The organism is Paracoccus solventivorans (assembly GCF_900142875.1).
Lineage (GTDB): Bacteria > Pseudomonadota > Alphaproteobacteria > Rhodobacterales > Rhodobacteraceae > Paracoccus > Paracoccus solventivorans.
On the sequence record NZ_FRCK01000001.1, the window covers coordinates 467767 to 477248 of the forward strand.

Annotated in this window: 12 protein-coding genes and 1 tRNA gene; 8 read left to right on the top strand and 5 right to left on the bottom strand. The window is 70.3% G+C overall.

Annotated elements, in window-relative coordinates:
- Positions 1–4: 4 nt before the first annotated feature.
- The gene (locus BUB57_RS02355; RefSeq protein WP_073062055.1) at positions 5–1369 is read right to left on the bottom strand and encodes a phosphohexomutase domain-containing protein; all 1365 of its coding nucleotides are present in this window, start codon (positions 1367–1369) and stop codon (positions 5–7) included.
- A gap of 136 nt (positions 1370–1505) precedes the next feature.
- On the opposite strand from BUB57_RS02355, the gene BUB57_RS02360 reads away from it, so the two are divergent.
- From BUB57_RS02360 to BUB57_RS02370, 3 genes are read left to right on the top strand one after another with little or no spacing between them, the layout of a single operon-like run.
- A complete protein-coding gene (locus BUB57_RS02360) occupies positions 1506–1910 on the top strand; it encodes a ketosteroid isomerase-related protein (protein WP_073061387.1) in 405 nt (134 codons plus the stop codon).
- Positions 1907–2488: a GNAT family N-acetyltransferase gene (locus BUB57_RS02365; RefSeq protein ID WP_073061390.1), complete on the top strand. Its 582-nt coding sequence runs from the start codon at positions 1907–1909 to the stop codon at positions 2486–2488. The genes BUB57_RS02360 and BUB57_RS02365 overlap by 4 nt, the downstream gene beginning before the upstream one ends.
- On the top strand, positions 2485–3357 hold the full coding sequence (locus BUB57_RS02370) for a carbon-nitrogen hydrolase family protein (protein ID WP_073061393.1): 873 nt from the start codon (positions 2485–2487) through the stop codon (positions 3355–3357). Before BUB57_RS02365 ends, BUB57_RS02370 begins: the two co-directional genes overlap by 4 nt.
- On the opposite strand, the gene ttcA is transcribed toward BUB57_RS02370, so the two are convergent.
- From ttcA to rpmH, 4 genes are read right to left on the bottom strand one after another with little or no spacing between them, the layout of a single operon-like run.
- Positions 3354–4250 carry a tRNA 2-thiocytidine(32) synthetase TtcA gene (gene ttcA / locus BUB57_RS02375; protein ID WP_073061396.1) on the bottom strand — a complete coding sequence of 299 codons (897 nt, stop codon included), beginning with the start codon at positions 4248–4250 and terminating at the stop codon, positions 3354–3356. The two genes, BUB57_RS02370 and ttcA, sit on opposite strands and share 4 nt — an antisense overlap.
- A gap of 31 nt (positions 4251–4281) precedes the next feature.
- Positions 4282–4521, bottom strand: coding sequence for a membrane protein insertion efficiency factor YidD (gene yidD, locus BUB57_RS02380; protein WP_073061399.1), 240 nt, complete (start codon positions 4519–4521; stop codon positions 4282–4284).
- Positions 4518–5012 carry a ribonuclease P protein component gene (gene rnpA / locus BUB57_RS02385; protein ID WP_084731938.1) on the bottom strand — a complete coding sequence of 165 codons (495 nt, stop codon included), beginning with the start codon at positions 5010–5012 and terminating at the stop codon, positions 4518–4520. The genes yidD and rnpA overlap by 4 nt, the downstream gene beginning before the upstream one ends.
- Positions 5009–5143: a 50S ribosomal protein L34 gene (gene rpmH, locus BUB57_RS02390; protein WP_073061402.1), complete on the bottom strand. Its 135-nt coding sequence runs from the start codon at positions 5141–5143 to the stop codon at positions 5009–5011. Before rpmH ends, rnpA begins: the two co-directional genes overlap by 4 nt.
- A 262-nt stretch (positions 5144–5405) precedes the next feature.
- Between rpmH and BUB57_RS02395 the strand changes: the two genes are divergently transcribed.
- The 5 genes from BUB57_RS02395 (at position 5406) to BUB57_RS02415 (ending at position 9481) form a co-directional block, all read left to right on the top strand.
- Entirely contained in the window at positions 5406–6806 is a 1401-nt protein-coding gene (locus BUB57_RS02395) for a sensor histidine kinase (RefSeq protein WP_073061406.1), read from the top strand.
- Between the two features lie 96 nt (positions 6807–6902).
- Positions 6903–6979, top strand: a tRNA-Arg gene (locus BUB57_RS02400).
- Positions 6980–7111: 132 nt separating this feature from the next.
- On the top strand, positions 7112–7654 hold the full coding sequence (locus BUB57_RS02405; protein WP_073061409.1) for an AAA family ATPase: 543 nt from the start codon (positions 7112–7114) through the stop codon (positions 7652–7654).
- Between the two features lie 97 nt (positions 7655–7751).
- Positions 7752–8882, top strand: a complete 1131-nt coding sequence (locus BUB57_RS02410) for an aminodeoxychorismate synthase component I (protein ID WP_073061412.1) — start codon at positions 7752–7754, stop codon at positions 8880–8882.
- Positions 8834–9481, top strand: coding sequence for an aminotransferase class IV family protein (locus BUB57_RS02415; RefSeq protein WP_073061417.1), 648 nt, complete (start codon positions 8834–8836; stop codon positions 9479–9481). Before BUB57_RS02410 ends, BUB57_RS02415 begins: the two co-directional genes overlap by 49 nt.
- Position 9482: the final 1 nt, after the last annotated feature.

Sequence of the window (9482 nt, forward strand, 5' to 3'; positions counted from 1 at the left end):
GCCCTTACCCCGTCAGCAGTGCCGAGATCTCGGCCACCTTTGCCGCCACCAGCCCCGCATCGCCGCGGCTTTCGACGTTCAGCCGCACCACCGGCTCTGTGTTCGAGCGGCGCAGGTTGAAGCGCCACTGTGGAAATTCCAGGCTGATCCCGTCGGTGTCGTCGCGCGACAGCGCCGCGCCCTCCATCGCCGCCAGTACCCGCGCCAGCGCCGCGTCGGGGTCCGACAGGCGGAAATTGATCTCTCCCGACGAGGGATAGGCCGCCATCCGCTCGCCCACCAGCTGCGACAGCGGCTGGCGCTTGCGGCTCATTAGCCCGGCGACCAGCAGCCAGGGGATCATGCCGCTGTCGGCATGGGCGAAGTCGCGGAAATAATGATGCGCCGACATCTCGCCGCCATAGATTGCGCCCGATTCGCGCATCACCTGCTTGACGAAGGCGTGGCCGGTGCGGGATTGCACCGCGCGGCCCCCGGCCTGCACGATCACCTCGCGCGTGTTCAGCACCACGCGGGGGTCATGGACGATCTTTTCGCCGGGGTGGCCTTCCAGGAACGCGGCGGCGAGCAGCCCCACCACATATTCGCCGGGCACGAAGCGGCCGGTCTCGTCGAACAGGAAGCAGCGGTCGAAATCGCCGTCCCAGGCGACGCCCAGATCGGCGCCATGCGCCACCACCGCATCGCCGGTCTGCGGCTGGTTTTCCGGCAGCAGCGGGTTGGGGATGCCGTGCGGAAAGCTCGGATCGGGGGCATGGTGCAGCCGCACCACCTCGAGCCGTGCCCCGCGGCGTTCCAACTCCGCGACGATGGCGTCGAAGGCCGGGCCGGCGACGCCATTGCCGGCATTCACCAGCAGCTTCAGCGGCCCCAGCCGTGCCGCGTCGACGAAATCGCAGACCTTGCGAGCATAATCCTTGCGCACCGCAGTGGCATCCGTCACCCAGCCGGGCGCGGCTTCCGGGAACTCGCCCCTCTCGGCCAGCGCCTGCAGCTCGGCCAGCTCGGTCACCGGGTCCAGCGGCGCGGCCCAGCGGCCGACCAGCTTCATCCCGTTGTAATCAATGGGATTGTGCGAGGCGGTGACCTCGATCCCGCCATCGGCGCCCAGGTGGTCGGTGGCGAAATACATCTCTTCGGTGCCGGCCAGCCCGATGTCCAGAACCTCGACCCCGCCCTCGACCAGCCCGCGGATCAGCGCCGCCGCCAGCGCGGGCGAGCTGGCGCGCCCGTCGCGGCCGACCACCACCCGCCGCGTGCCCCGTCGGGCGGCAAAGGCGCGGCCGACGCGCCAGGCGACATCCTCGTCCAGATCCTCGCCCAGCCTGCCGCGCAGGTCATAGGCCTTGAAGCAGGTGATCTTGCGCATGGTCATGGCGGCCTCCGGGTCCGGTTGCGGCGAAACTGCCCAAGCGCGGCGCAAGGCGCAAGCCGTCCGACTTTGGCCGGGGCTGACCTTGGCGTGCACCCGCGCTAGTGCTGGGCAAACAACTGCCGGAACCGCCATGACCGCCCAGACCAAAGCCCTGATCGCCGCCTATTACGACGCCTTCAACCGCGGCGACACCGACGCGATGGAGGCGATGCTGCACGAGGATTTCGAACATCACGTCAACGAAGGCGGGGTGCGGCGCGGCAAGCAGGGCTTTGCCGCGTTCAACCGCCACATGAGCGAGACCTATCGCGAGACCCTGACCGAAATGGTGGTGATGGCCAGCGACGACGGCAGCCGCGGCGCGGCCGAGTTCGTGGTGAACGGAACCTATCTGAAAACCGACCCCGGCCTGCCCGAGGCGCGCGGGCAAAGCTACCGGCTGCCGGCGGGGGCGTTCTTCGCGATCAGGGACGGGCAGATCGCGCGGGTGACCACCTATTACAACCTCGCCGACTGGATCCGGCAGATCTCGTGATCACGACACGGATCCTGACCGGGGACGGGCTGACCGCCGCGCTGGGGGAACTGGCGCGGCTGCGGATCGCGGTGTTCCGCGACTGGCCCTATCTCTATGACGGCGACGAGGCGTATGAGCGCGAATATCTGCGCGCCTATGCGGCCCCCGGCGCCGTGGTGGTGGCCGCGATGGACGGCGACCGCATGGTCGGCGCCGCCACCGGCGCCCCGATGGAACACCACGCCGGCGATTTCGCCGCCGCATTCGCCGGGCGCCCCGAGGCGCTGGAAGATATCTTCTATTGCGCCGAATCGGTGCTGCTGCCGGAATATCGCGGCCATGGGCTGGGCCATGCGTTCTTCGACGGGCGCGAGGCGCAGGGCCGCGCGCTGGGGCGGCGCTGGTCGGCGTTCTGCTCGGTGGTCCGGCCCGACGACCACCCCGCCCGGCCTGCCGGTTACCGCCCGCTGGACGGGTTCTGGCGCAAGCGCGGCTATGCGCCGCTGCCGGGCGTCACCGCGCAATTCCGCTGGCGCGACCTGGGCGAGGCCGAGGAAACCGCCAAGCCCCTGCAATTCTGGATCAAGCCGCTATGAGCCGTCCCGTCCGCATCGCCGCCGCGGCTTATCCGTTCGACTGGTTCGACGATCTCGCCGCCTACGAGGCCAAGATTTCGGCCTGGGTCGCCAAGGCCGCCGACTGCGACCTGCTGGTGTTTCCCGAATACGGCGCGATGGAGCTGGCGAGCCTTGGCGGGCCCGAGATCGCCTGCGATCTCGAATCCAGCCTGCATGAGGTCGCCCGCCATCACGCCGCCCGCGATGCCCTGCACGCGCGGCTGGCGGCCGAACATCGCTGCCATATCCTCGCCGCCTCGGGGCCGGCATTTCCGCAGCCGGGGACTAGGCCGGTGAACCGGGCGGTGCTGTTCGGGCCGCAGGGGCGGATCGGGCATCAGGACAAGCAGATCATGACGCGGTTCGAGCGCGAATCCTGGGGCGTGGCCGCCGCGCCGGGGCTGCGGGTGTTCGACACGCCCGTCGGCCGCATCGGCATCACCATCTGCTACGACAGCGAGTTCCCCTTGCTCGCCCGCCGGCTGGCCGAGGCGGGGGCCGAGATCATCCTGACCCCCAGCTGCACCGACAGCGTGGCGGGGTTCATGCGGGTGCGCATCGGCTGCATGGCGCGGGCGCTGGAAAACCAATGCGTGGTGGTGCAGGCGCCGACGGTGGGCGACTGCGCCTGGAACCCGGCCATCGACGAAAACCGCGGCCGCGCCGCGATCTATGCGCCCCCGGACGGGATGTGGCCCGAAACCGGGGTGGTGGCCGAGGGCGCGATGGACCGGCCCGGCTGGGTCAAGGCGGAAATCGACCTGGACCGCATCGCCGAAAGCCGGCAGCGCGGGCAGGTGCTGCCGTGGCTGCACTGGCCGGAAAGCGCGGCCTCGCCGCTGGATTAACGCAGTCGCGGCGGGGCGTCGGGCGTATCTTTCGGCGCCGCTGTCCCCGGCGCCAGCGCCGAGAAATCGAACAGCGCCGGATCCGGCAGATGCGAGGGGCGCACATTGGTCAGCGCCCGGAACATCACCTGGCGGCGGCCGGGGCTGCGCGCTTCCCATTCGTCCAGCAGCTTCTTCACCTGCATCCGCTGCAACCCGTCCTGGCTGCCGCAGAGGTCACAGGGAATCACCGGATAATTCATCGCCCGGGCAAAGCGCTCGCAATCGGCCTCGGCCACGAAGGCCAGCGGCCGCAGCACGTTCAGATCGCCCTCTTCGTTCAGCAGCTTGGGCGGCATCGAGGCCAGCCTGCCGCCGTGGAACAGGTTCATGAAAAAAGTTTCCAGAATGTCGTCGCGGTGATGCCCCAGCACCACGGCGCTGCATCCTTCCTCGCGCGCGATGCGATACAGATTGCCGCGCCGCAGCCGCGAACACAGGCTGCAATAGGTCCGCCCCTCGGGGACCTTGGCCTTCACCACCGAATAGGTGTCCTGATACTCGATCCGGTGCGGCACGCCCCGGTCCGCCAGAAACTCGGGCAGCACCGTGGCGGGGAAGCCCGGCTGGCCCTGATCGAGGTTGCAGGCCAGCAGCTCGACCGGCAGCAGCCCGCGCCATTTCAGTTCATGCAGCACGGCCAGCAGCGTATAGCTGTCCTTGCCGCCCGACAGGCAGACCAGCCAGCGGTCGCCGGGGGTGACCATGTGATAGGTCTCGATCGCGGCGCGGGTTTCGCGCACCAGCCGCTTGCGCAGTTTGCGGAACTCGGTCGACGAGGGCGCGCCGCGGAACAGCGGGTGGATCTCGGTCTCGTCCGCGGAATCGGGCGTGTCGGCGGCGTCGTCCAGCATCAGGCGGCCCTCGGGCGGTTGGGGTCAGGGGTCATCGGCACTTGTCGCGCGGCGGCGGCACCGGGTCGTAGCCCGACCCGCCCAGCGGGTGACAGCGCCCGATTCGCCGCAGCGTCAGCCAGCTGCCGCGAACGGCGCCGTGACGTTCCAGCGCCTCGAGCGCATAGGCCGAGCAGGTGGGCTGATAGCGGCAGCCATGCCCCACCCAGGGGCTGAGCAGCAGCCGATAAGCGCGCACCGGCAGCGCGACGAGATGGGCCAGCGGGGTCATGGCTTGCCTCCCGAGGGACCCTTGCCGCGGCGGCGGGGGGCCGGATCGGGGCGCGCCGCATCGGCATGGCGCGGCGGCGGCGCCGCGTGAACCCGCGACAGCGCGGTTTCCAGATCGGACAGCATGGCGGCGAAATCGCGGGTCGCGGTGGCGTCGGGGCGGCCGACCAGCACATAGTCCCAGCCCCCCTGCCCCCGCGCGGGAATCACCTGCCGCGCCAATTCCCGCAGCCGGCGCTTGGCGCGGTTGCGGGCGACGGCATTGCCCAGTTTCTTGGAACAGGTATAGCCGACCCGGATCGCCTGCGGGGCGACCGGCTCGGCCGGATCGCGGCGGCGGGCCTGCAGCAGAAAACCCGCCGTTCCCTGACGGCGGGCCGAGGCCGCGCGCAGAAAATCGGCGCGGCGGGTCAAGGTGGTCATGGCCGGAACACGGGCCGCATCGCCGCCGGGGGCGTCCGCGGTCAGCGCCTCGGCCATCGGCCGTGTCAGGCCGACAGGACCTTGCGGCCCTTGGCGCGGCGGGCGTTCAGAACCCGACGGCCGCCCTTGGTGGCCATGCGGGCGCGGAAACCGTGCCGGCGCGCGCGAACCAGGTTCGACGGCTGGAAGGTGCGTTTCATCGTCGTAGCTCCAACAGCTGGGGCGCGCAGGGTATGGGCCAATGGCCCACGCAAACACGCCGGGAATGCGAAGCCCGCCAAATAGGGCCAGCCCGCGCCCAAGTCAACCACATCGGCGAGCTTTCGCCATATTTCCGCCACCCATCTTCCGCCGCGGCGTCCATCTTGGGAACCGCGCGCCGATCACATATGTTTGATGCGCAGGCTCGCCACGCGCCCGGGCAATTGCCGGCGGATGCGCAGTGCGACGATACAGGACGACATGAGCTTCAACAGTATTACCGGCCGCTTTGCACTGCTGACGATCGTGTTCGTGCTGTTGGCCGAAATCCTCATCCTCGTGCCCAGCGTGACCAATTTCCGCCGCGACTATCTGGAAACGCGGCTGGAACGGGCGCAGATCGCCAGCCTGGCGCTGCTGGCGACCGACGAATCCATCGCCGCCGACCTGGAAAGCGAGCTGCTGGAGAACGCCGGCGTCTACAACGTGGTGCTGCGGCGCGACGACATCCGCCAACTGGTGCTGTCCTCGCCGCTGCCGGAGCCGATCTCGGCCACCTACGACCTGCGCGACCATAATTTCGGCGCCAGCGTCCGCGACACGCTGCACCGGCTGCTGAACCCGCGCCCCCAGACCATCCGCGTGATCGGCGAGCCGGTGCGCGATGCCGGGCAGCTGATCGAGATCACCATGAATACCGCGCCGATGCGCACCGCGATGATCGAGTTCGCCGTGCGGCTGCTGGCGGTCTCGGCCGCGTTTTCGGTGCTGACGGCGCTGCTGCTGAACCTGGCGGCGCAGCGGCTGATCGTGGGGCCGATCCGGCGGGTGATCGGGCACATGACCGCCTATGCCGCCTCGCCCGACGACAGCCGCACCATCATCACCCCCTCGGCCAGCATGGGCGAGGTGCGCGCCGCCGAATCGGCGCTGGCGGCGATGCAGCACACGGTCACCGCCTCGCTCAAGCAGCGCGAGCGGCTGGCGCAGCTGGGGCAGGCGGTGGCCAAGATCAGCCACGACCTGCGCAATATCCTGACCACCGGCCAGATCCTGGCCGACCGGCTCGAGGAAAGCGCGGACCCGGCGGTGCGGAGCACCGCGCCCAAGCTGGTCGGCGCGATTTCGCGCGCGGTGACGCTGTGCGAAACCACCCTGGCCTTCGGCAAGGCCGAGGAACCGCAGCCCTCGCTGTCGCTGTTCCACCTGCGCCCGCTGGTCGCCGAGGTGGTCGAGGCCGAGGAGCTTGCCGCCGAGCCCGCCCCCGGCGCCGAGGTCGATTTCGTCACCGACATCCCCGCCGGGCTGCGCATCCGGGCCGACCGCGACCAGCTGTACCGGGTGCTGGCGAATCTGGCCCGCAACGCCCGCCAGGCGATCGAGGCCACCCGCAAGCCCGGCACCATCGAGATCGCGGCCGGTGAGGACGAATCGGCCTGGTGGCTGCGCGTCGGCGACAGCGGCCCCGGCCTGCCGCAAAAGGCCCGTGACAACCTGTTCCAGCCCTTCACCGGCGGCATCCGCAAGGGCGGCACCGGGCTGGGGCTGGCCATCGCCGCCGACCTGATCCGCGGCCACGGCGGCCGGCTGGAGCTGATCCGCAGCGACAGCACCGGATCCGAGTTCCGCATCACCCTGCCGCGAGAGATCTCGCTGGCCTGATCCTCGGCCGCTGCTGCGCAAGGCGCAAAATCACCCCGGGGCGCGTTTTACCCCTTGCATCCCCCGGACGCTCGGCCTACCTACCCGCCCTACGACGGACCCGTAGCTCAGCTGGATAGAGCACCAGACTACGAATCTGGGGGTCGGGCGTTCGAATCGCTCCGGGTCCGCCATTTCCCTCTTTATACTGCCTGCGCCAGATTTCCGGCCCGGCCGGCGCGGCAAATATGGACGCGCGGCGGTTGCGGTCGCCCGCCCATCGGCGGCCAGCGCATTTCCCCTTATGAAGCAGTTCGTGGTGGTTCATGTGTGACCATATGTTCGTCGTGACCGGCGGTCCCGGTTCCGGCAAAAGCAGCCTGATCGGCGCGATGGCCCGGCGCGGCGTCCGAACGATGCCCGAGGCCGGGCGGGCGATCATCCGGGATCAGGTCGGGATCGGCGGATCGGGCCTGCCCTGGGCGGACCGGGCGCTGTTTGCAGAGCTCATGCTGGGCTGGGAGCTGCGTTCCTGGCACGAGGCCGCCGCAGGCGTGGGGCCTGTCCTGATGGATCGCGGGATCCCCGATGTCATCGGCTATCTCACGCTTTGCGGCCTGCCGGTTCCGGCTCATGTCGAGGCGGCGGCGAGGGTTCATCGCTATAACAGGCAGGTGTTCCTTGCCCCGTATTGGGACGCCATCTTCACGCAGGACGCCGAGCGCAGGCAGGACCGGCCAGAGGCCGAGGCCACCGGCAGGGTCATGGCGGAAACCTACAGAAGGCTTGGCTATCGGATTGTCGAGCTTCCGCTGCTGGGGATCGAAGGGCGCGCCGATTTCATGGCGGACCGTCTGCAAGCCCCGTGACAGCAAAGCCCGACTCGCAGCCTATACACCGCGGGCCCGCCGCTTTATTCCGGCGGGCTGAGGCGGCCCCCTTGCGGGCCAGTCCGCGGAGGCGCTTGTGATCCTGTGCGAATTCGGTCCCGGCGGGCGGGCGGTCCTGTTTCGCGACGCGCAGCAGGTGGTTGTTGCCCATCGGCTCGACGAGGTTCTTCCCGCTCTGGCGCGGGCCGAGACGGCGCGGCAGGCGGGGAAATGGGTCGCGGGCTGGATCAGCTACGAGGCCGGCTATGCGTTCGAGGAGCGGCTGCACCCGCTCGCCCCCTCGACGCAGGGGCCGCTGCTGGCGCTTGGCATCCACGACGCCCCCTGCCCCGCCGGTGACTTCCCGCTGCCGGACGAGGACGTCCAGCTGACCCCCTTCCGCCCGCTGGTCTCGCGCGAGGATTACGGGGCCGCGTTCCGGCGGGTGCAGGACCGCATCGGCGCCGGCGATTGTTACCAGATCAACCTGACCTTCCCGCTGGAATCGCGGCTGCGGCGGGGCTCGGCCGCCGGGCTTTACGCGGCGCTGCGGGCGCGCCAGCCGGTCGGATTCGGCGCTTTCGCCGATCTGGGCGGGCCGGTGGTGCTGTCACGCTCGCCCGAGCTGTTCTTTCGGCTCGACGCCGCCGGCGTGATCGAGGCGCGGCCGATGAAGGGCACCGCACCGCGCGATCCCGACCCCGAACGCGACGCGGCACTGGCCCGGGCGCTGGCGGCATCCGAAAAGAACCAGGCCGAGAACCTGATGATCGTCGACCTGCTGCGCAACGACATCGGCCGGATCTCCCGCCCCGGCAGCGTCCGCGTGCCCGAGCTGTTCGCCGTCGACAGCTTTGCCACCGTGCACCAGATGAGCTCGCGCGTGACCGGGCAGCTGGCGGCGCCCCCCGATCTGCCGGGACTGATGCGGGCGCTGTTCCCCTGCGGCTCGATCACCGGCGCCCCCAAGATCCGCGCGATGGAGATCATCCGCGAGGTCGAGCGCTTTCCCCGCGGCGTCTATTGCGGCGCGCTGGGGTGGATGGCGCCGGACGGGGCGGCGTGTTTCTCGGTCACCATCCGCACGCTGTCGGTCTGGCCGGACGGGCGGGTGACGCTGAACGTAGGCGGCGGCGTGGTGCAGGATTCGACCGCCGACGCGGAATGGGAGGAAGCGCTGTGGAAAACCCGCTTTGCGCAGGTGCTGACGAGCCCGGGCTGCGGCTGATCGAGACGGTGCTGTGGGACGGCACCGCCTGCCCGCGGCTGCGGCTGCATCTGGCGCGGTTGCAGGCGGGGGCGGCAGCGCTGGGCTGGCCCTGCGATGCCGGGGCCGCGGCGACCGCGCTGGTGGCCCCGCTGGGCGCAGCGGCGCGGCTGCGGCTGACGCTGGATCGGGCGGGCATCATCGAGGTGACGCGCGCGCCGCTGCCGCCCTCGCCCGCCGAATGGCGGCTGGGGCTGGCGGCGGCGCGGCTGGATTCGGCCGACCCGTGGCTGCGGCTCAAGACCACCCGCCGCGCGGTCTACGACTCCGCCCGCGCGACGATGCCCGCGGGGCTGGACGAGCTGCTGTTCCTGAACGAGCGCGACGAGCTCTGCGACGGCACCATCACCACGCTGTTCTTTGACCGCGGCGCGGGGCTGCGCACGCCGCCGCTGTCCTGCGGGCTGCTGCCGGGGGTGCTGCGGGCGGAATTGCTGGAAAGCGGCGCCTGCCGCGAGGAGATCCTGCCCGCGGACGATCTGCCCACGGTGCGGCTGTGGGTCGGCAATGCCCTGCGCGGGCTGATGCCGGCGGTCTGGCGCGGCACCGCCGAGGGCTGAG